The following is a 20,847-nucleotide window of genomic DNA, read 5'->3' as shown; positions in this document are numbered from 1 at the left end:
CGCATCCCCTGTTCAATGAGGGCAGGGAGCAAAGCCTGAAGCGCGTGGTGGTGGGCGTGACAGCGGTGAATCGATTTCTTCTTTAAAAGCAAAGGCGCAACAATAAGAAGGTCGCTTTCAGAATCACCGCTGCTGACACGTTCATGGTGACTGACAAGGCCACAGCGACTGACAAGCGATGCCCCATCAAGACCGCTTCAACGAGAACAGCCGCCAGGCCACAGCACAAGGACGCCGATGATGATCAAGATGTCTCATGCGCAACGCCTGCGAGACCTGCTGGAAGACGCCATCGTCGAAGGGCGCTTCCCGCCGGGCACCAAGCTCGATCCCGAAGCGCTGGGCCGCGAGTATCAGTGTTCCCGCACCCCGATTCGCGAGGCGCTGCAGCAGCTCGCCGCCTCCGGCATGGTGAAGGTAGTGCCCAAGCGCGGCACCTTCGTGACGCAGCTAGGGGTGTCGGAGCTGGTGGAACGCTTTGAAGTCATGGCGGAACTGGAAGCCATGTGTGGCCGACTCGCCGCGCGACGCATCACCCCGCAGGAACTTTCTGAACTCAAGGACGCCCACGCCGCCTGCCGTGAACGCCTGGAAGCCGACGACGCCAATGGCTACTACTACGAGAACGGCCTCTTTCATCACTGTCTCTACCGCGCCAGCCACAATGCCTTCCTCACCGAAGAAGCCACGCGCCTGCACGCCATCCTCAAGCCTTACCGCCGCCTGCAACTTCACGTCCGCCACCGCATGCACAGCTCCTACGCTGAACACGAAGCCATCGTCGCCGCCATCGAAGCCGGCGATGCTGCTGCTGCCGAGCAGGCGCTGAAGGATCACGTGCATATCCAGGGGGAGAGGTTTACGGACCTGGTGGCGAATTTTGAGCGTTTGCATGAAGTTGGGTAATTAACTTTAACTTACGTAAGCTTTTGCTTTATTTTTATACAGTTTAAATCTTACTCATTTTGATATTTCAGGGATTCTATATGATATTCAATAACAGCTCTGAGGCGAAAGAGTATGTTGTTCTAAAAACGAATAGGTTACTGAATAAAAAGGAACTTGAAGGTGTGATAAGTGACTGTAGAGATAAGGTCAATGAAGCTTGTACTGAAGAATCTAGAGAGCTGTGGGCTGAGGAGCTCGAAAAATTTAAGGAGTTAAGTGTTAATCAAGACTATGTTGATGGTCTTCTCCCTCAGGGGATTGATGAATTGATAATTGAGATGATTGAGTGGAGAGCCATGATATATGCTTTGCAGAGAGTAGAAACTAAAAGAAATGCTTTTGAAGAAAGTGCTTTCTTTGCACAATGGTATCTAGGAGCTATTTACGGTGTGTTTTCTATTTTTGGGAAATTGTTAAGTAAAGATTCTCGAGACAATTCATTACGAAAACTATGGCAATTGATCTCCCCGATTATGCTAGAGGATGGAGCTTGTTTAAAGCAAGAGACTGACTATATCAATGGATGCTTAAGTGTTAAGACGGGGTTGTTTACTAACGACAAGTCTAAGGCTATGTTGTTCCGCAATAAATTTGTTTCGCATAATGAAGCTACTCCAAAAGTTGTATGGGAAGATATAGATAGGGATATTTCAGTCTTAATAAGAATGTGGTCTTTGTTAGTATCTTGGAGTTCTTTTGGAATAGTTCACCCTTTTCGTGATGATAGCTGTATATTTCTAGGTACTGAAGCCATGTTTGATGATCTTGAGGTAAAGACATTACTCAGGGCTAGGCAAGAGTACTTAGACATGGTTGCTGCATGGTCGAAGACTTATGCACATTCAGGAGAAGTAGATAAAGGTAGAGGAGCATTTGCAAATCTCAAGGTCAAAATAAAAAGTATATAATAGTATTGGGTTTCTGATTTCAAATATTCTTTTTATAGTTTAATTTTTACTAATAGTTAGATGAGTTGGTGTCGCCTTTTAGGAGGCGATTATTCAGATTGTTGACTTGTATGTAGAGAGTGCTCTTCCGCTATAAACTATTCACTCAACCCTTATACAACTGATTGAAGCCTTTGACGCTGAACCCCTTCAGGTACTGATCGCCGATCTTCAGGACCGGCACGCTGCGAAAGCCGGTCTTGGCGAATTCCTTTTGGCCCGCGGGGGATCTGACATCCACCAGGCGGAAGCCGATCTTCTGTTGCTCCAGATACTGCTTGGCTGTCTTGCAGTGCGGGCAGTTTGCCATGGTGAAGAGTGACACCCGTTTCATTGCTGTTGCTCCCGTGTTGATCGATCCCGCGTGTTGTAGGCACGTGGCCTGAGTTGCTGGCCTGAGGCGCTGGCGGGCAATCATACCAGCCGTCGCTTTCTCTCTACACCAGCACTCTCTATCCCAGCACCTCCCTTATCAGCTCCCCACATTGCGCACCCTGAAAATCAGCCCTTGCGCGGGATATGGCTCATCGCATGTTCCGCCAGTGCCGTGATGGTCAGGCTGGGATTGACGCCCAGATTGGCGGCGAGCATCGAGCTGTCGCAGATCAGCATGTTGCGGTAATGAAAGACCCGGTTTTGCCCATCGCAGACGCCGTCCTCGGGGGAGGCCGCCATGGCCGCGCCGCCCATGCAGTGCGCCGTGGTGGGGATGTTGAAGAGTATCTCGGGGATGCTGCTGCCGGGGATGGCGCCGATGGCCTTGGCGCCACGCGTGACGAAGTCATTCGCCTCGGGGATGAAGGTGGGAATGCGCTTGCCCTCGGTGACCAGCGCCTTGCGAAATGGCCAGTACCACAGGCGTTTGAGCGTCATGTCGAGGTGGCCCTCCGCCGTCTGCATGCACAGAAAGATGATGGTCTCCTTCGCGAAGCCCCACGGCAGCTGGAATCTCAGCGCGCGCAGTGGATTGGCGAGGAAGAGCTTCGCCATCGCGCTCAGCCAGGAAAAAGGGCGTGTCCAGCCGGGCTTGCCCCTAGCCATCGCGGTGAAGAGCAGCCCCATGAAATCGGAGCCCGCGGGATAGCGCGTGGCTTCGATATGGGTGTGCTCATCGATATGGATGCCGGAGCCGATGGCGATGCCCTTGGACATGTCATCGTGACTTCCCGGCATGCGGCAGCTGATCAAGGACTCCGCATTGGTGCGCACCCGCTTGCCCAGCGCGTCCGAGAGGTTCGGCAATGAGCCCTTGTCCCTGAGGTGGAACAGCAACTCCTGGGTGCCGAGCGACGAGCCTGCGAAGACGATGGACTGACAGGTGACACGGCGCTGTCCCAGCCCAAGATAGAGCCCGGCGAAGGTGGAGGGCACCGTCGTTACCACATAGCCATCGGCACCATCCGCCTTGCCATTGAGCGGTACGACATCGATCACCTTGGTCTCGGCGTGCACCTTGGCGCCGTGCTTCTCGGCCAGATAGAGATAGTTTCTGTCGAGTGTGTTCTTGGCGCCATGACGGCAGCCCATCATGCAGCCGCCACAGCCGATACAGCTTTTTCGTTCAGGCCCTTCGCCAGCGAAATAGGGGTCTGGATGGGTGCTACCGGCGGCAGGCGTGCCGCTTTCGCCCTCGGGGCCGAAGAAGATGCCGACCTCGGTGGGGTACCAGGTGTCTTCGCAGCCGGCGACTTCCGCCATGCGTTTCAGGGCGTCATCCGCCGGCGCGATGATCCGGTTGGTCGTCACGCCGAGCATCCGCTGCGCCGTGGCGTAGTGCTCTGGCATCACCGCATGCCAGTCATTGAGTCCTGCCCATTGGCCGTTGTCCCAGATCCTTGCAGGCGGCACCAGCAGTGTCTGCGCATAGGTGATGGAGCCGCCACCCACCGCGTTGCCGTGCAGCACGATGACATGGCGGAAGAAGCTCATGGTGAAGAAGCCGCGCAGCCCCAGCATCGGTCGCCACAGCCAGCGGCGAAGACGCCAGTTGGAGCGGGGCATGTTGTCCGGCGTCCAGCGCTTGCCCTGTTCCATGACCGCCACGCGATAGCCTTTCTCGGTCAGGCGATGCGCGCACACCGAGCCGCCAAAGCCCGAGCCCACGATCAGGTAGTCGTGGTCGTGGCCGTGGTCGTGCTCTTGTGGCGCAGTGGCACTGGCGTGGCGATCAGCGGTAGTCATCGATAGTCATCGGTAGTCATTGATAGCGCTTGAGTTGCTGCGCGATCAGGTCAACGAAACCCTGGCGGTCAATATCGAACAATACCCTGGCATTGTGCGGCTTGCCGGTGAGCTGGTAACGGTCGACCACCGTCATGCCCTGGGTATGCTCGCCCTGTGTCTCGACCCCGACCCAGCAATCGACAGCGGTGAACAGCTCAGGCTTCAGCAGCCAGGCGATGGTGCAGGGGTCATGCAATGGCGCACCGCTGAAGCCCCACTTGGGGTCACGGTGGTAGATCATGAAGAAGTCGAGCAGCTCGGCGACACACTGGGCGACGGGATTGTCGATGGCGCGGATACGCTCGATGTCCTCATCCATGATCTGCGCCTGATGGGTGACATCCAGCCCGCACATCACGATGGGCAGCCCGGACTTGAACACCATGTCGGCGGCTTCGGGGTCGACGAAGATGTTGAACTCGGCGGCGGGGGTCCAGTTGCCGACACCTGCCGCGCCCCCCATCAGCACGATGCTGTCGATCTTGTGGTGAAGCTCCGGATGGGCTGAGAGAAACAGCGCGATATTGGTCAGCGGGCCGGAGGGCACCAGCGTGACCTTCTGCTCACAGGCACGGACCTTCTCGGCCATCAGCTCGATGGCGCTCTGGGTGACGGGAGCGAAGGCGGGGTCCGGCAGCTTGGGGCCATCCAGGCCACTTTCCCCATGCACGTTGTCGGCGATGATCAGCTCACGCGCCAGCGGCTTGGGCGCGCCACCGGCGACCGGAATGTCATGCCGTCCCAGCAGGGTGAGCACGCGCAGCGCATTGTTGAGGGTCTTGTCAGGCGTCTGGTTGCCGGCACTGGTGGTGACGGCCAGTACGTCGAGCGCCTCTGAACTCAGGGCCAGAATCAGCGAGATGGCATCGTCGTGGCCGGGATCACAATCGAGAATGATGGGGCGCGGCATGCAGCAGTCCTTGTCGTGAGTCGTATTGTTGTCGTGACTTGCCTCAATCAGCCTTTCCTTTATGCCTGAACGCAAAACGACACGCCATCCTTGCGAAGGGCGTGTCGTCTGTCCGTTCATGGCATTCGCGCTTGGTGTCAGCGCTTGGTGTCAGCGCTTGGTGTCAGTGCTTGGTGTCAGTGCTTGGTGACAGTGCGTGGCAGATCAATCCGTCTGCTGGGCACGCGCCTCATTGAGCATCTGCACCAGCACTTCCACCGGCTGGGCGCCGGGCACGTAGTACTGACCGACGATGGTGCTGGGCACCGACTGGATACCGGCGTTGCGCAGCGCTTCCTGCTGGGCGACGACTTCCTGCTCGCCCTCGCCGGATTCGAGGAAGGCCAGCGCCTGTTCGACGCTCAGATTCTCATCGTGCTGGCTTGCGATCTCTGCCAGCACCTGGCGGTCGCCCACGTCCTTGCCATCGTGGAAGTAGGCGCTGAACAGCGCTTCCAGCAACGGGCGCTCCGCCAGGCCCGTGGATTGCTGGCGCCAGACGATGCGCTGGGCGTCCGTGGAGTTGGGCGTGCGCTTCATCAGGGCATGACGGAAGGTGACGCCGCTCTGCGCGCCGGACTGTGCCACCTGCGCATCCAGCTCCGCGCCACGCTCGACACTGCCGAACTTCTGCGCGCGATAGTCGGCGCGCGCCATGCCTTCACGTGGCACCCACGGATTGAGCTGGAAGGGCAGGTAGCTGACGCGCACCTCATCCTTGAAGTCGAGTTGCGCGATGGCGTCATCAAGATGGCGCTTGCCGATCCAGCACCAGGGGCAGACCACATCGTAGGCGACCTGGATATCGAGCTGTGACATGGGGTTCTCCTGCTGATCTCTCATGCGCTCTTCAATACAGCGTGAAGGGCGCTGTGAGAGCACGTCGAAATGATTTTGAGCAATCGCTCATCAGTGTCCTGCCATCCTAGCGATTTGGGGCGCGGGACGCTACCGAAAACGCCCTGACCGATCATGCGACATGACCGGACAGGGCGTTCGTGTTCAGTGCTTGGAGTTCAACACTTCGAGTTCAGTACTTGGAGCTCAGTGCTGCGTATTCACTGCGGCGTACTCAGCGTTCGTACTAGCCCCGTGCCTCAATCAACTCAGCGCCTTGCGCAGATCCGCCAGGGCGCGGATGTCGTCCGGGCCGGTGCGGCAGCAGCCACCGATGGCCGTGGCGCCGGCGGCCAGCCAGCGTGGTGTCCAGCCGGCGAGGTCATGATCGTGTTCATAGCCGTGACCATCGGCATCTGAGACGGCACAGGCGGCAGACCAGGTCTTGGTGACTGGGTCATAGACCTCGCCGGAGTTCGGGTAGATGACGATGTCCTTGTCGGTCTCGCCACGAATCTCACGCACCAGCGATTCGATGTGCTCAAGCGCGGTGCAGTTGACGCCGATGGCGACCACCTGCTCGTAGTTGGCGATGGCGCGCACGGCCTCACGGATCGGCGTGCCGTCGCTCAATTCGGTGGCATTGCGCGCGCTGAAGGCGATCCAGGCACGCGCCGTGGGGAAGTCATCGCGCAGCAGATCACACACGGCCAGTGCTTCCTCGGCACACGGCAGCGTCTCCACGGCGAGAATGTCGGGCTTGGCATCGAGCAGCGTGGCGAGACGGGCACGGTGGAAGTCGCGCAGGCCGGCGCGGTCCAGCGTGTAGCCGCCACGGTATTCGCTGCCATCGGCGAGATATGCGCCATAGGGGCCGACGGAGGCCGCGACCAGCGGCGGGCAGTCCAGACGCTCCGGGTGCGCGGCCAGGTACTCGCTGCGGGCCTGGGCGGCCAGGGTGACGGAGCGCTGGATCAGCGCGCTGGCCTGGGTCTCGCTCAGGCTGCGCGCCATCAGGCCCTCGAGCGTGGCCTGATAGCTGGCGGTGGTGGCGACATCGGCACCGGCCTCGAAGTAGGCGCGGTGCACATCGACGATCGCCTGTGGCTCATCGGCCAGCACCCTGGCCGACCACAGCGAGTCGTTGAGATCGAATCCGGCACGCTCAAGCTCGGTGGCCAGGGCGCCATCGACGATCAGGAAGGGCTGGCGCGCGGTGATGGCGCTCAGCGGATTGCGGGTGGCATCAGCGGGCATCGAGGGCCTCCTGCGGGGTCGGAGTCGGGGAATTGGCGGCGTCGGTAGACGAGCGATGGGTCAGAAAGTGCACCAGATAGCACAGCGCCACGAAGGGCACGCCGAAGTAGAGCGCGATGCGCTGGTTGGGGTCAAAGGCGATGCCGATGCAGGCCAGCGCGCAGAACAGGAAGGCGGCAATCGGCACGACGGGGTACAGCGGCGCGCGGTAGGTCAGCTCGCTGGCGCTGTGGCCGGCCTTCAGCCATTGACGGCGAAAGCTGAACTGGCTGGCGGCGATCGCCATCCACACCAGCACCACGGCAAGCCCGGAAATCGACACCAGCGCCAGATACAGGGTGTCTTCGGCATAGACGCTCGAGAGCAGCGACAGCAGGCCGCCGAGCATGGTGATCAGCAGTGCGGGCACCGGAATGCCACGCTGATTGACGCGACTGAACACGCGGGGCAGCGTCTTCTGGTCCGCCAAGGTCCACAGCATGCGCGAGGCGGCGTAGAGACCGGAATTGGCCGCCGACAGCAGTGCGGTGATGATCACGAAGTTCATGATATCCGCCGCGTAGGGGATGCCGGTGAGCTGGAAGACCGCCACGAAGGGGCTTTCCTTGAGACCGGCGCTGTCCTGGGGCAACAGGGCGGCGATGACGATGATGGTGCCGATGAAGAAGATGATCAGTCGCCACAGGGTGGCGCGGATCGCCAGGGGCACGTTCTTCTCGGGATTCTCGCTTTCGCCCGCGGCGATGCCGATCAGTTCGGTGCCGGAGAAGGCGAAGCTGACGGCCAGCAGTGTCATCAGGATCGGCATCACGCCGTGATCGAACACCCCCTCCTGCAGGATGCGCGTGACGCCCGGCGCCTCGGTATTGCCCGAGAGTGACGTGAAGCCGAACATGGCGGCGGCGCCCACGGCGATGAACACGATCACCGCGGCGACCTTGATCAACGACAGCCAGAATTCGGATTCGGCGAAGAAGCGTGCCGAGACGAGGTTCATGCCGAACACGATCAGCGAGAAGAGCCCGCACCAGATCCAGGGTTCGACACTGGGGAACCAGCGGCCCATGAACACGGCGGATGCGGTGAATTCCGAGCCCAGTGCCACGGCCCAGGTCAGCCAGTAGAGCCAGGCGACGGTGTAGCCGGTGGCCGGGCCAAGATAGCGGGTGGCGTGGGCGCTGAAGGCGCCGGGTTCCGGGTGGTGCACGGCCAGCTCGCCGAGACACATCATTACCAGATAGACCACCAGGCCGCCGATCAGATAGGCGAGTACCGCCCCCGCCGGACCGGCCTGTTGAATGGTATAGCCGGAGCTGAGAAACAGGCCGGTGCCGATGACACCGCCGAGGGACAACATCACCAGGTGGCGCTGCTGCATGCTGCGTTTGAAGTCGTGGGCGTTGCTGTCAGTCATGGTCGGGGTCACTCGAGGGGCTGCCGATGAGAAAGGCCTTTCTCTGGCAGCCGTCGTTCACGATGGCGTGTGGCATGGCGAGAATCGGTCGGGAATACGCAGAAATGCAGCGAATATCATAATTTAATCAATTAGTTGCCACAAAAGGCTGCTTGGGTTGATTGGCTATATGGTTAGATGGGTAATGAGCTTGCGACTCATTTCTTGGCCCAGGGTTTCCCTCCAGCGCAGCGAGTGGCGCTGGAAACGACAACGGCCACCCGAAGGTGGCCGTTCTGTTACAGGTGTGTCGGAAAAGGCAACCGATCAGACGAGGCTTTCCAGCGCCTTCTCGACGATGTCGAGACCTTCTTCCAGCACTTCGGGCTCGACCGTCAGCGGCACCAGCACGCGAATGGAGTTGGAGTAGAAGCCACAGGACAGCAGGATCAGCCCCAGCTCCTTGGCCTTGGCACATACGGCCGCCGTCGCGGCGGGGTCCGGCTTGCCATCGGCATCCACCAGCTCGAAGGCCGCCATGGAACCCTGGTTGCGTGAGTGCGCGACATGCGCGAAGCGTTCTTCCCATTGGGCGAAACGCGCGGCCAGTTGCTCGCCCATCTGGGTGCTGCGCTCCAGGATATTCTCTTCGCGGATGACGTCGATGACGGCCAGGGCCGCGGCGCAGGACAGCGGGTTGCCGCTGTAGGTGCCGCCCAGCGATCCCGGGCCGGAGGCATCCATCACCTCGGCGGTACCGACGACGGCCGACAGCGGCATGCCGTTGGCCAGACTCTTGGCCATGGTCATGATGTCGGCTTCGACGCCGCTGTGCTCCATCGCGAACAGCTTGCCGGTACGCGCGAAGCCGGACTGCACTTCATCGGCGATCAGCAGGATGCCGTGCTCGTCACACAGCTCACGCAGGGCGGTCAGGAAGCTCGGCGAGGCGATGTAGAAGCCGCCTTCGCCCTGCACCGGCTCGATGACGATGGCGGCGGTGCGGTGCGGTGCGATGTCAGTCTTGAACAGGGTACGGATGGCGTTCAGGGACTGCTCTTCGCTGATGCCGTGAATCGGGTTCGGGTAGGGCGCACGGAAGATATCACCCGGCATCGGACCGAAGTCGTTCTTGTACGGCAGCACCTTGCCGGTCATCGCCAGGGTCATCATGGTGCGGCCGTGGAAGGCGCCGTCGAAGGTGATGACGCCGCTGCGTCCGGTGGCGGCACGTGCGATCTTGATGGCGTTCTCGACCGCTTCCGCGCCGGAGTTGACCAGCAGGGTCTTGCGTTCCGGGCCACGTACCGGCGTCAGCTCGGCCAGCTTCTGGCTCAGTTGCACATACGGCGCGTAGGAGATGACGCCCGCGGCGGTGTGCATGACCTTGTCGAGCTGTGCCTTGACGGCGGCGACGACCTTGGGGTGGCGGTGACCCAGGTTGAGCACGCCGATACCACCGGCGAAGTCGATCCAGCGGTTGCCGTCCGCATCCCAGATTTCCGCGTTCAGCGCGGTGTCGGCGAACTGCGGTGTGGCAGTGACGGCACCCTTGGCGACGTACTTGTGCTTGAGGACGTCGAGTTGTTCGTTGCTCAGCTGAGAGTGGCTCATGTCAGGTTCCTTTTCTTGTTGTCGGTGGCATGGCACGGGCCATGCCACCGATGTGCAGTAAACGTAGTGGGATACCGTTGTGGGACGTCCTCTCGAGGCATCGGCGCGATGCGTCGTCGCGAGGCGCCCTCGCAGGATCAGAGGCCGCCGATGCAGACGTACTTCAGCTCGGTGAACTCTTCCAGACCGTGGTGAGATCCTTCCCGACCCAGACCGGATTCCTTGATGCCACCGAAGGGCGCGAGTTCTGTCGAGATCAGGCCTTCATTGACGCCGACCATGCCGTATTCCAGCGCTTCCAGCGTGTGCCAGATGCGGCGGTAATCGTTGGCGTAGAAATACGCGGCCAGCCCGAACGGGGTGTCGTTGGCCATCGCGATGGCTTCCTCGTCCTTGCCAAAGCGGAACACCGGCGCCAGCGGGCCGAAGGTTTCTTCAGCCGCGACGACCATTTCCGTGGTGACATCGGCCAGTACGGTCGGCTCGAAGAAGCTGTGACCGAGAGCGTGCTTCTTGCCGCCGGTGACCAGGCGCGCGCCCTTGCTGACGGCGTCATCGACGTGGCTCTGCACCTTGCTGACCGCCGCATCATTGATCAGCGGGCCGATGGTGTTGCCTTCGACCAGACCATCACCGACCTGCATGCTTTCAACGCGTGCCGCGAGCTTCTCGACGAAGGCGTCGTAGACACCGTCCTGGACGAGGAAGCGGTTGGTGCACACGCAGGTCTGGCCGGCATTGCGGAACTTGGAGGCGATGGCGCCATCGACGGCCGCATCCAGATCGGCATCATCGAAGACGATGAAGGGCGCATTGCCGCCCAGCTCCATCGCGGTCTTCTTGACGGTGGAGGCACACTGCGCCATCAACGTCTTGCCCACCGGCGTGGAGCCGGTGAAGGACACCTTGCGGATGCGCGGATCGGTGGTCAGCACTTCGCCGATGGCGATCGGCTTCATGGCGGTGACGACACTGATCAGCCCCTTCGGCAGGCCGGCTTCCAGCGCCAGGTCCGCCAGTGCCAATGCGGTCAGCGGCGTGGCTTCAGCCGGTTTGATGACCACGGCACAACCTGCGGCGATCGCCGGGGCGCACTTGCGGGTGATCATCGCCAGCGGGAAGTTCCACGGCGTGATCGCGGCCACTACTCCGATCGGCTCGCGCAGTACCATCAGACGCTTGTCGGCACCGTGGGACGGCAGGGTCTCTCCGGCCATGCGCTTGGCTTCTTCGGCGAAGAATTCGATGAAGGAGGCGCCATAGGTCACCTCGCCACGCGACTCCGCCATCGGCTTGCCTTGTTCCAGCGTCATCAGCTGGGCGAGATCCTCACGATGCGCCAGCACCAGATCGAACCAGCGACGCAGCAGTGCGGATCGCTCCTTCACCGGCACCTTCTTCCAGGCGTTGCCGGCGGCCTCGGCCGCGGCGACGGCGTCACGGGTGTCATCGGCGCTGACCTCGGCGACACGGGCCAGCTGCTCGCCGGTGGCCGGATTGGTCACGTTGAAGGTGGTGCCGGTCTCGCGGTGCTCGGTACCGATGAGCGCCGGGACGAAGACGTCGCTGCTGGTTTCCGAGTTGACGTAGCGCTTCAGGAAGTCGCTGATCGGGAGGGCGGAACGGGACATGTGAAGCTCCTGCTGCTGACGATGGTCGTTGGACACGAATACGGGCTGCGGAGATTGGTTGCGCTACCCGCCTGATTGATGAAACACACGCTATCAGCGCCCACTGTTCAGGCGAATAGACCAATTGCGCGTTTGACTGGACCAATCAGCTGAGGCTGCGGATAATCAGGGCTGAATGGGCGTTGCGCACCGGCCTTGAAGCGCGTGGCTGACGGGAGTGGGACAGCCTCGAGGAGCTGCGTGACACCATATCGACAAAGACAAAGACAAAGACAAAGACAAAGACAGCGACAACGGGAGACCGGGATGGAACTGGCCGCGCTGGAGCCGCTGATCGAATGTTACCGCCGCCAGTCCGAGACGCTGGGCAAGCAGGTGAGGCTGGAGCAGGCGTTGCTCGAGATGATTCGTGACCAGTGGCCGGTGGGGGTACGGCTGCCTCCGCATCGCAAGCTATGCGAGGCCCTGGGTGTAGCGCGCAATACGCTGGCCTTGGCGATCAAGTCGCTGATCGAGGAGGGCTATCTGCACACCGGGCAGGGCCAGGGCACCTGGACGCGCCGCCCGCATGCCGCGAGACCCGGCAGCGCCTCGCCCGAGGCACCTGCGCCACTGCCGCTCTCCACTCGCGCACGTCGGGTGCTGGGCGGGCAGGGTGCCAGCCTGATCCAGAGTGGCGCCTTCGTGCCGGGCATTCCGGATATCGCGCGCTTTCCGATGCGCAAGTGGCGTCAGCTATATGCCAGCGTCACGGTGCCCCACAACGCGCTCCTGCTGTCGTATTCCAGCGGTGGCTATGGCCCGCTCAAGCGGGAGATTCGGGACTTTCTGCGCCGTTGGCGCAACATCGATTGCGATACTCAGCAGATCATCATCACCGAGGGCACCCACCACGGCATCGAGCTGTGCGCGCTGGCGCTGGCGGACGCCGGCCAGCAGGTGGTGATGGAGTCTCCCTGCTACTGGGGGGCACGCAATGTCTTTCTGGCTGCCGGACTCGAGACCCGGCAGATTCCCTGGCGGCCGGTGAACGACACGACGAGTGATACGACTAATGAGTCAGGACACGACCTCACCTCGCTTGGCGAGGGGCCGGTGCAGATCGCCTATTTCACCGGCTCGCATCACTATCCGCTGAGTGTGCCCACCTCGCGGCGTGACAAGCTGGCGCTCTGCGAGGCCTGTCAGCCCGCCTATATCCTCGAGGATGATTACGAGTTCAGCGGTGATGATCATGGCGAGTTGCTGTTTGATCCCGATTCCGGCAATCGCCTGCTGGTGGGCTCGTTCTCCAAACTGATGTTTCCCGGGCTGCGGCTGGGCTACCTGGTGGTACCGCGCGCGCTGGCCGGGCCGATGAACCGTCTGCGCAGTGAGGTGTTCCGCGAGGGGCGAATGCTCGATCAGGCGGTGTTGGCGCAGTTCATCGCCGATGGGGATCTCGATGCCTGGTATCAGCGCATCCAGCGCGATTATCTGGGCCGGCAGCAGGTGGTGCATGACCAGCTGTGTCAGGTGAAGGGCGTGATCAGTGTCTCGCCGCCATCACGCGCTATCAGCCTGTGCGTGCAGTTTGCCCCCGAGGTCGACGACAAGCGCGTCGCGCAACTGATGGTCAAGGAGCATCTGATCGTGCGGCCGTTAAGTCCGGTGTGTAGTGCCAATGATTCGCGTCGTGGCCTGGTGCTCGGAGTGGGTATGTTGGCGGGAGATAGCCTTGTCAACGAGGTGGCGCGCCTACGGCGCACGCTGGAGAGCATCCTGAGCATGCGCGACATCCGTTTGGGCGGCACTCCGCTGGGCGGCACTCCGCTGGGCGGCACCCCGCTGGGCGGCACCCCGCTGGGCGGCACCCCGCTACGCTAGCCCTGACGAGTGTGACGACACTCGCTGTCGTGATCCTGTGGCCTGCGGACGGGCGTGATTGCTGACCACAGGATAGGCACGCCCGGCTTCAGCGAGGTTCGGCCTTGCCGTGATCGGGACGCATGCGCGCGACATCCTCGGCACTCAGCGTCGCCTCGAGCTGGTTGCCGAAATGGCTACGCAGGTGATTCACCACATCGGCGATCTGCTTGTCACTCAATGTGTCGCCGAAGCCAGGCATGCCGCGCAGGCCATTGAGCACCACATCAACGGCATAGTAGGGCGTGCGCAGTCGTTCATTGCCGACGAAGGACGGGAAGGTGCCGGCGCTCTGAGCGCCCTGACCATCTGCCATGTGGCAGGCCTGACACAAGGTCTCATAGACTGCCTTGCCGCTGCTGGCGGAATACCCCTTGGTGTCGGCAAACCACTCCTCCCAGCGCGGGTCTACCTCCTGGCTGCCGGACGTGACGGGCGCACTGATAGTGCCTGTCTTCCCCGTTGCCTCGCCGGTGGCTTTCAGGGTGCCCTTGCTGGCGCCTGGCCTGGAGCTGTCCTCGGCGGTCTTGTCAGTCGAGTTGCTGGCGCCTTCTCGGGAAGGCCCGCCAGCACCGCTTTCGGGTGTCTTTTTCGCCCCTTGTTCAGGCTTCTGGTCCGGGGGTGCCGTGGTGTCCTGGCGGGAGTCTGCCTGACTCACTACCCACGGCGGCGTGAGACGGTGATGTTGCATGCTGTCGTTCGTCGCTGCGGCGGCCGATACCGTCAGGGCCGTGGTGGTCAGACTCACCGCGCCCAGAGCACAGGCCATCACGCTACTACGCCATCCCATGGTGGCGAATTTCGTTGCTTGCCTGGTTGCGCCCTTCGCCGATGAACCGGTGTCGTGGAAGATCAACTTGGCCCCCCTCAGGCGCTTGCCTTGTGCTTGGTGGCTTTCTCGTGCAGACGTTGGCTGGCATCCATGCCCGACAGAATGGCGCCTTCCTGCCAGGCAGGGATGTAGGAGCAGTGCTCGCCGGCCAGCACCAGTCGATGATCGATCTCGCACAGTGTCTCGTAGTGTGCCGCACGCAGTTCATCGGTCCACAGGCCGTAGCAGCCCAGCGACCAGGGGCTGCGATGCCAGGACCACGAGACCCCGCTCAAGAATTCCTCTTCATACTGGGGGTGGATCTGTTTGCCGTAGGCCAGCGCTGCCTTGATGCGTTCCCTGGCGGTCAGCGTGGACATCGTGTAGCTGTTGGGATCATCGAAGGTGTAGGCAGCCAGCAGGACCGCCGGGCCATCACTGAAGTAGTCGTAGGCCGGATAGGAGATGGTGGTGATTGGCAGGTCGGTGAAGGTAATACCCCCGAAGATGCTCTCGTCCTGTTCCCAGAAGCGACGCTTGAACTCGAGACCTGTCTTGGTGGAGCTGCCATAGGGCACTGCGGCGATGGCCTGACGCAAGGCCGGCGAGGCATCCACCGGAATCTGGCTGAGGATCGACAGCGGAATGTTGCACACGCACCAGTCGGCGCTGCGCGTCTTGATGTCGTACGGCCGGCTCGGGTCGATGTAGTGCACGGTGACCTGAGTCTCGGACTGTTCGATGCGCACCACCTGGGCGCGATATTCAATCAGGTCCCCGACCTCGCGCGCGAAGCCCTTGGCGATCTGATCCATGCCGCCCACCGGCTCGAAGATGGTGTGCTGGTACTCGTTGTTGAAGTAATCCAGCAGCAGTCCCCACAGCCCGGAGTGCAGCAGCTCCTTGAAATCCAGTGGCTTGCTGGGCGACGGCCTTGGCATCAGGCCGCCGGCAGGCCAATGCTCGTAGCCTCGGAAGCGGCTGGCCTTGAGACTTTGCTGATACTGGTGATCGCCGGTCAGGCGCCCCCAGTCATCCAGCTGGTCGAGCAGAGCCTCGCAGTCTTCCTTCGTCAGTACTTCGTCCAGTGCACGTTGGTCGGTGGCCTTGGCCAGCAGCTCCGAGGTGTAGCCGTGGATGTCGGTCAGCACTTCCCGTATCCGCTGTGGCTTGCCCTCAAAAGCGTTCTGCGCGTGCACATAGGCGTTGTAGTTGAGCTGGATGAAGGGTTCTAGCTTGACCCCGAATTTCTTGCAGTAATGCAGCACACCGTAGTGGTGATAAGGCACCCGCCACGGGCCGACATTGATGTAGTTGCCAGGCGAGAAGTTGCAGTGCTGTGTCTCGCCGGAAAGATCAGTGACCGTATCCCCGGCGTGGAGCGTGAAGCAGCGCCCGCCGGCCCGCTCGCTGTATTCCAGTACGCTGACGTCGTAACCCGCCTTGCGCAATTCGTAGGCCGCCGTCATGCCCCCGAGGCCGGCCCCCAGCACCAGAACGCTGTCACCCTTGGGGGCCTGTGAGAGATTCAATTCACCGATGAAGGTCGAGGCCTTGGCAAGGCCCATGGAGGACATGGCGGAATACAGTGCGCTCGCACCAGCGGTTCTGCCGATCATGGTCAGCAGGTCGCGACGTGTCATGAAAGGAGGCGTAGGCATGAGAACACCCTTATGGCGAGTGATGGGTATTGGACGTGGCACTGGCGGGCTGGCGGCGATCATGGCGCCGCCATAGCCACCAACCCGCGAGGCCCGCCAGTGTCACGGCCACGATAATGCCCAGCCAGGCGAGGGTACCGGCGTGGCGTATCAGTGCCGGCACCGGGCGCTCGCCCGTGATCAGCTCATTGACGTCCTGCGCCGTGAGCTGACTCTCGTTGTGCCCGCCAAACTCGGTTCTGACATGGTTGGCCACCTTGGCGATCTCGGCATGGCTCAACACTTCAGCAAAGCCCGGCATCTGAGGCAGTGGCGTCGCGCCTTGATAGGCGACACCCTGGGTGATCACCGCGATGAGGTTGCGCGGGTCGGCGCGCCGCAGGGTGGTGTTCCCGTTCAGACTCGGGTAGAAGGAGACCGGCTGACCATTGCCATCTGCCGCGTGGCAGGCTGCACAATGGGTGAGGTAGAGCCCCTGTCCGGTGTCTGGTTGCGCGATATCGTCTGGCCTGAGGCCTTGCGTTGCCAGCGTGTCTTCGCGGTGGCGGGTGGCGGGGCTCACCACCGGCTCATGGCCGAGCAGTGCCTGATTGGCCATCTGATCGAACACGGGCTGTTGCTGGGCGTCATCCTCAATTGCTGGCACCGTCTTCAGATAAGCGGCGATCGCCAGACGATCCTTCTCACTCAGATATTGCAGGCTCTGATGGACAGCCTCGCCCATGGGGCCGGCTGCCTGGGCGACATAGCCTGCCATGCCATGTTTGAAATAATCCGCCAGTTGCTGGTCTTGCCAGGCACCGATACCCGACGTCTCATCGGAGGTTATGTTGGGGGCCGACCAGATTCCCAACCGTGCACCACTCAGATAACGCGTCGAGTCACTGGCCATGAAATCATCGCGAGGGGTATGGCAGGTACCACAATGTGCCAGATGATCCACGAGGTATTGCCCACGACTCACCGCCCCATCCTGTCCCTGTGAGGCAGGATCATCTTCAAGTTCGAGCGTATTCCACATCGCCATCAATATCCGGAAATTGAATGGGAAGTCCATGTCGGTGTGGGCCTCGGGTTCGCGATCCACTGCGGGAATACTTTGCAGATAGGCGTATAGTGCCGCGATATCGTCTTGCTTCATGCCACGATAGGAAGGGTAAGGCATGGCGGGATACAGATGGCTGCCGTCGGGCGTCTTGCCATGGCGCAACACGTTGGTGAGGTCTTCCAGCGAATAATCGCCGATACCGTATTCCTTTGATGATGTGATATTGGTGGCGACCACGTCGCCCATCGGCGTGCTGATCGGCCGGCCCCCAGCGTAGGGCGTGCCATCAGGGCCCATGTGACAAGCCGCGCAGTCAGCCGCCAGGGCGATGTATTTCCCATGCTCGATCTCGGCCCTGGGAGATGTGGTCTCGGTTGCTTCACTGGCATGAGCGGTGGCGATCCCTACCACACTGCCCAGTACCAGCAGTCCCGTTGTCCGTAACGATTGCTTGCGCATGAGTCACGTCCTGTCATGGGTAACGAAGGCAAATCGTGGCGTCCTGACCTGGATAATGACTATCAATCTTCCGGTCAAAGGACTGACATTCCTGTGTGATTCCTCTGAACAAGCCTTGTCGCTCTTCAATCCGGCTATCCAGGGTCAAGAACGTATTTCTCATCAGGTGATGTTCTGCCACCTGCTAGTCTGACATGTTTTCATGTTAGTTCAGGTTCTTCGATTATTCTAAAGTTTAGAGATTTTCCGCAAGTTAATGGTGGGCGTCTCGAGAGCAGGGGCCACTGAAGCTGGAGTTGGATAGTTGAATTAACGGAAAACCTCTACCGTCAAGAGCAGTCTTCAAGAGTAATCAGAAAGAGCAGTCGCGAGGAGGAGGTCAGGCGAAGTCGCCAAGGGAAGATTGACAGAGGATACGGGGACGGCCTGAGTGAGAGGGTACAGCGGAAAGCAGGGCTGAGAGCAGAAGAGACTCTCATCAGGATGGAATGATCAGGTTGGAATAAAGGGGGAGTCAGGAACGAAACGGGCAGCGGTGTGATTCGCGAAGTGCAGTGGGAGCAGCGAGCGAAACAGCGTGAATCTCAAGCTTCGTGCCTGAAGCCCTGTTTCTCAAGTGCTAGATCTCAAGTGCTACATCTCAAGTGCCATGTCTCAGGTTGTATATCTTCTCAGTCTGTATGTCTCAAGCCCATAGAGGTGGACGATAACTGAAAGCCGTGCGCAACCTGTCTAAGAGAGACGATAAATGCCCTCTAAACCATGCTTCCTGCATCTGGTTCAGAGGGACGTGGACTGCTAGCGCATGCGCTCGGTCAGCTTGCGGAATTCCTCGCGCATGGCGCTGTTCTCGAAGCTGGTGGCGACCGGCACCTGCAGTCCGGCGAGGGTGTCGAAGGTCTTGACACCCTGGCGGATCAGGTCGGCAACGTGAGCGCTGAGCTTGACGGTGCGATAGGTATTGGTCGCCACCGCAAGCTCGCGCTGGCTCTTGGTCAGAGAGGTCGTGACGCGGTCGCGCTGCTCGGTGACCAGCGAGCGATACAGGTTGATCGTCTTGAGCGTCAGCGCATTGGCGCGGATGTTGTTCTCCAGGCTCTCGCGTGACCCGCCTTGCTTGATCAGCGTGCGGGCTTCTCGCGTGGTGGCCTCGGCTTCGTCGGCGAAGCCTTGCAGTTGCGGCAATACCTCATCATTCACGCGCGTGATGAAGTCCTGCTGCATGGTCACGATCATGCGGTGAAGCATGACGACCATGCCGTAATAACGACGCGCGTAGTCGAGGTTCTCGCCGCTGTCGCGGGTCAGCTCCGCGAGCTGCTGGGCCACCGACTTGATGCTGGCGAACACGACACTCATGGTCAGCACATCATCGCCGACCACCGAGGACAGCCATACCTGGACCTGGTCTGGCGTCAGGGTGATGCCGATCTCCTCGAGTCGCGCGGCCAGCTTGCCTTCCAGCGTGGTCAGCTCGCCCTGATAGGCGGCGATGTTCTTCTCATGCGCGGCGATCAGCAGATCATAATCGCCGCGCGTACTGGCGGTGAATTCGCGCAGGGTGTCGGTGGGCGTGAGGCGCGTCAGCGTCGAGACATCGGTGTCAGGCGCAAGGATGCGCTTTTCCTTCAGCTCGGAAATTTCGCTACGCGACTCGCGTATCTTGTCCTCGACCTGGCGATAGGTGCTGCGCAATGTCGAGAGCTGCGGGACGTCGAGGGCCTGCATGGCTTCCTCTATCATCTCGTCCATATCGCTGCGCGCCGACGCTTGATCGCGGCTGATCCATGCCTCTTCCGGCAAGGTGTCCATTTCATCGAAATAGCTGACCGCCTTCTTCAGGGTGGCGAAGGCTTCCGGCTGGTCAAAGCGCATATCGTCGTCTGACTGCGCTGTAGTGGGTACGAGAATCGCCAGAGATAAAGTGAGAGTCACCAGCATTCGCCATGTTGAGTTGGCGGGGCGAATGCGAGTGTCTTGCGGTGTGCCATGTGTCATTGAATGAACTCGGGTCGGCGTGAAGCACGGCAGCGCAGAGTAGCAAAATCGCTGACAGACGTCTCCGAGTGCAATGTGGGGAAGGCTTGCTCAGTGCGGTTGATAGGCTTGCGGCCGGCCGGTGAGGGGATCGATGCGGTCAAGCGAGGGCCCTTGGTAGCGGTCGGTGATCAGGGCCACCACAGCGTCACCATATTGCTCGAACCAGAAATCGCCCATGGCCTTCAGATGCTTGATGTTGGTGGTGCTGATGTCGTCCATCGCGTCATCAGGCGCCTTGAGCATTCCCGGTTGCGGGCGCATCTCGGCATTGACGCGGATATAGCTGCCCGGCGGCGAGATGGTGATGGCCTGATAGCCGACCACCTTCTCATCGGAGAGCACGTCGATCAGGCTGCCTTCCAGCACCCACTGCACTGCGCCCCAGTGCTGCGAATCCGGGCCATTGATCTTGCGCGTGCGTGTTCCGGTGCCGATCGACAGCACGCGACGCGGCTCATGCGGCCACAGGCGACAGGCTTCGGCGATGGCGCACATGGTGGGGTTGTTGGCGATGACGCCGCCATCGATCAGCCAGGTCTGCTCGTTGTCCGGCCCGAGCTTCATGTCGCGGGTCGGGAAGTAGGTCGGCGCCGCGCTGGAGGCGTCCGCGGCCTGCCAGGCCAGCAGCTTGTGATGCTCGCGCTTGCTCGACTTCAGGACATGCGGGCGGCGTCTCTCGATGCCGTAGGTGACGACAAGCACCTGCTTGCCAGCGGGGACATCCCTGAGCCTGGCCTGGCCGAGGTGCTTCTTGAGCATCGTGCTCTTGCCCTTGGCCTCGTACTTGGGCGCATTGATGCCATCGAGTTCGAACCAGCCGCGGTTGTCGGCGAAGATCTGCCTGGCGCTGGTCGCGCTGTAGAGCCCATTGATGTCCTCGAGGCTCATGTCGGTGGTGGCCAGCGCCAGCGCGATCAGACTGCCGGTGCTGGTGCCCGCATAGAAATCGACCCGCTCACGTAGGCTGGTCTGGTGGTCATTTCTGAGTGTCGCATCGACACGCATCAGGAACTGCGCGGTGGCCGCCCCGCGTATTCCGCCGCCATCCAGTGAAAGAATCAGCTTGGACATGCTTGCCTCCTGCAGAGCGGGTAATGCTCAGTCCTGTCCACGGCAACGTCTGT

At 61.0% G+C, this 20,847-nt stretch carries 16 protein-coding genes; 3 read left to right on the top strand and 13 right to left on the bottom strand.

All coding sequences use genetic code 11. From position 1 onward, the window contains the following. Positions 1 to 240 precede the first annotated feature (240 nt). Positions 241 to 906 carry a GntR family transcriptional regulator gene (locus AC5WNI_RS09165; protein ID WP_175090151.1) on the top strand — a complete coding sequence of 222 codons (666 nt, stop codon included), beginning with the start codon at positions 241 to 243 and terminating at the stop codon, positions 904 to 906. 80 nt (positions 907 to 986) lie between these two features. Then, positions 987 to 1,856, top strand: a complete 870-nt coding sequence (locus AC5WNI_RS09160; RefSeq protein WP_495928354.1) for a hypothetical protein — start codon at positions 987 to 989, stop codon at positions 1,854 to 1,856. A 145-nt stretch (positions 1,857 to 2,001) separates the two neighbouring features. Here the strand turns inward: AC5WNI_RS09160 and AC5WNI_RS09155 are convergent, their stop codons facing one another. The 8 genes from AC5WNI_RS09155 to AC5WNI_RS09120 form a co-directional block, all read right to left on the bottom strand. Next, positions 2,002 to 2,229 carry a glutaredoxin family protein gene (locus tag AC5WNI_RS09155; RefSeq protein WP_175088869.1) on the bottom strand — a complete coding sequence of 76 codons (228 nt, stop codon included), beginning with the start codon at positions 2,227 to 2,229 and terminating at the stop codon, positions 2,002 to 2,004. A gap of 167 nt (positions 2,230 to 2,396) precedes the next feature. Beyond that, positions 2,397 to 4,076, bottom strand: a complete 1,680-nt coding sequence (choxAB, locus tag AC5WNI_RS09150; RefSeq protein ID WP_175088845.1) for a cholesterol oxidase — start codon at positions 4,074 to 4,076, stop codon at positions 2,397 to 2,399. 16 nt (positions 4,077 to 4,092) lie between these two features. Beyond that, positions 4,093 to 5,028 (bottom strand): pyrimidine-specific ribonucleoside hydrolase RihA, encoded by a 936-nt coding sequence (rihA, locus tag AC5WNI_RS09145; protein WP_175088844.1) that lies wholly within the window; start codon positions 5,026 to 5,028, stop codon positions 4,093 to 4,095. Positions 5,029 to 5,232: 204 nt separating this feature from the next. Then, on the bottom strand, positions 5,233 to 5,886 hold the full coding sequence (locus AC5WNI_RS09140) for a DsbA family oxidoreductase (RefSeq protein WP_175088843.1): 654 nt from the start codon (positions 5,884 to 5,886) through the stop codon (positions 5,233 to 5,235). 282 nt (positions 5,887 to 6,168) lie between these two features. Further along, positions 6,169 to 7,161 (bottom strand): homocysteine S-methyltransferase, encoded by a 993-nt coding sequence (mmuM, locus tag AC5WNI_RS09135; RefSeq protein ID WP_175088842.1) that lies wholly within the window; start codon positions 7,159 to 7,161, stop codon positions 6,169 to 6,171. Then, positions 7,151 to 8,575 carry an amino acid permease gene (locus tag AC5WNI_RS09130; protein WP_175088841.1) on the bottom strand — a complete coding sequence of 475 codons (1,425 nt, stop codon included), beginning with the start codon at positions 8,573 to 8,575 and terminating at the stop codon, positions 7,151 to 7,153. The genes mmuM and AC5WNI_RS09130 overlap by 11 nt, the downstream gene beginning before the upstream one ends. A gap of 306 nt (positions 8,576 to 8,881) precedes the next feature. After that, positions 8,882 to 10,168: a 4-aminobutyrate--2-oxoglutarate transaminase gene (gene gabT, locus AC5WNI_RS09125; protein WP_438940911.1), complete on the bottom strand. Its 1,287-nt coding sequence runs from the start codon at positions 10,166 to 10,168 to the stop codon at positions 8,882 to 8,884. A gap of 137 nt (positions 10,169 to 10,305) precedes the next feature. Continuing rightward, entirely contained in the window at positions 10,306 to 11,799 is a 1,494-nt protein-coding gene (locus AC5WNI_RS09120) for an NAD-dependent succinate-semialdehyde dehydrogenase (protein ID WP_175088840.1), read from the bottom strand. Positions 11,800 to 12,105: 306 nt separating this feature from the next. Between AC5WNI_RS09120 and AC5WNI_RS09115 the strand changes: the two genes are divergently transcribed. Next, complete coding sequence (locus tag AC5WNI_RS09115) at positions 12,106 to 13,665, top strand: aminotransferase-like domain-containing protein (protein ID WP_175088839.1); 1,560 nt, start codon at positions 12,106 to 12,108, stop codon at positions 13,663 to 13,665. 88 nt (positions 13,666 to 13,753) lie between these two features. On the opposite strand, the gene AC5WNI_RS09110 is transcribed toward AC5WNI_RS09115, so the two are convergent. From AC5WNI_RS09110 to AC5WNI_RS09090, 5 genes are all read right to left on the bottom strand, one after another. Beyond that, a complete protein-coding gene (locus tag AC5WNI_RS09110; RefSeq protein WP_175088838.1) occupies positions 13,754 to 14,494 on the bottom strand; it encodes a c-type cytochrome in 741 nt (246 codons plus the stop codon). Positions 14,495 to 14,571: 77 nt separating this feature from the next. After that, positions 14,572 to 16,176, bottom strand: coding sequence for a flavin monoamine oxidase family protein (locus AC5WNI_RS09105; RefSeq protein ID WP_175088837.1), 1,605 nt, complete (start codon positions 16,174 to 16,176; stop codon positions 14,572 to 14,574). Positions 16,177 to 16,186: 10 nt separating this feature from the next. Next, a complete protein-coding gene (locus AC5WNI_RS09100) occupies positions 16,187 to 17,683 on the bottom strand; it encodes a cytochrome c (protein WP_175088836.1) in 1,497 nt (498 codons plus the stop codon). Between the two features lie 798 nt (positions 17,684 to 18,481). Further along, positions 18,482 to 19,618, bottom strand: a complete 1,137-nt coding sequence (locus AC5WNI_RS09095; RefSeq protein ID WP_175088835.1) for a hypothetical protein — start codon at positions 19,616 to 19,618, stop codon at positions 18,482 to 18,484. A 153-nt stretch (positions 19,619 to 19,771) separates the two neighbouring features. After that, positions 19,772 to 20,794, bottom strand: a complete 1,023-nt coding sequence (locus AC5WNI_RS09090) for a patatin-like phospholipase family protein (protein ID WP_175088834.1) — start codon at positions 20,792 to 20,794, stop codon at positions 19,772 to 19,774. Positions 20,795 to 20,847: the final 53 nt, after the last annotated feature.

This window comes from Cobetia sp. PDI-12MA (assembly GCF_059507695.1).
The sequence above is the reverse complement of the archived record's forward strand: the minus strand, read 5'-3'. Positions and strand labels throughout refer to the sequence as shown.

Excerpts from the sequence above, each read along its gene's own strand:
- AC5WNI_RS09105 (WP_175088837.1), bottom strand. The coding sequence starts at position 16,176 with ATGCCTACGCCTCCTTTCATGACACGTCGCGACCTGCTGACCATGATC.
- mmuM (WP_175088842.1), bottom strand. The coding sequence starts at position 7,161 with ATGCCCGCTGATGCCACCCGCAATCCGCTGAGCGCCATCACCGCGCGC.
- AC5WNI_RS09115 (WP_175088839.1), top strand. The coding sequence starts at position 12,106 with ATGGAACTGGCCGCGCTGGAGCCGCTGATCGAATGTTACCGCCGCCAG.
- AC5WNI_RS09130 (WP_175088841.1), bottom strand. The coding sequence starts at position 8,575 with ATGACTGACAGCAACGCCCACGACTTCAAACGCAGCATGCAGCAGCGC.
- AC5WNI_RS09165 (WP_175090151.1), top strand. The coding sequence starts at position 241 with ATGATCAAGATGTCTCATGCGCAACGCCTGCGAGACCTGCTGGAAGAC.
- gabT (WP_438940911.1), bottom strand. The coding sequence starts at position 10,168 with ATGAGCCACTCTCAGCTGAGCAACGAACAACTCGACGTCCTCAAGCAC.
- AC5WNI_RS09100 (WP_175088836.1), bottom strand. The coding sequence starts at position 17,683 with ATGCGCAAGCAATCGTTACGGACAACGGGACTGCTGGTACTGGGCAGT.
- AC5WNI_RS09140 (WP_175088843.1), bottom strand. The coding sequence starts at position 5,886 with ATGTCACAGCTCGATATCCAGGTCGCCTACGATGTGGTCTGCCCCTGG.
- AC5WNI_RS09110 (WP_175088838.1), bottom strand. The coding sequence starts at position 14,494 with ATGGGATGGCGTAGTAGCGTGATGGCCTGTGCTCTGGGCGCGGTGAGT.
- rihA (WP_175088844.1), bottom strand. The coding sequence starts at position 5,028 with ATGCCGCGCCCCATCATTCTCGATTGTGATCCCGGCCACGACGATGCC.
- choxAB (WP_175088845.1), bottom strand. The coding sequence starts at position 4,076 with ATGACTACCGCTGATCGCCACGCCAGTGCCACTGCGCCACAAGAGCAC.
- AC5WNI_RS09120 (WP_175088840.1), bottom strand. The coding sequence starts at position 11,799 with ATGTCCCGTTCCGCCCTCCCGATCAGCGACTTCCTGAAGCGCTACGTC.
- AC5WNI_RS09090 (WP_175088834.1), bottom strand. The coding sequence starts at position 20,794 with ATGTCCAAGCTGATTCTTTCACTGGATGGCGGCGGAATACGCGGGGCG.
- AC5WNI_RS09160 (WP_495928354.1), top strand. The coding sequence starts at position 987 with ATGATATTCAATAACAGCTCTGAGGCGAAAGAGTATGTTGTTCTAAAA.
- AC5WNI_RS09155 (WP_175088869.1), bottom strand. The coding sequence starts at position 2,229 with ATGAAACGGGTGTCACTCTTCACCATGGCAAACTGCCCGCACTGCAAG.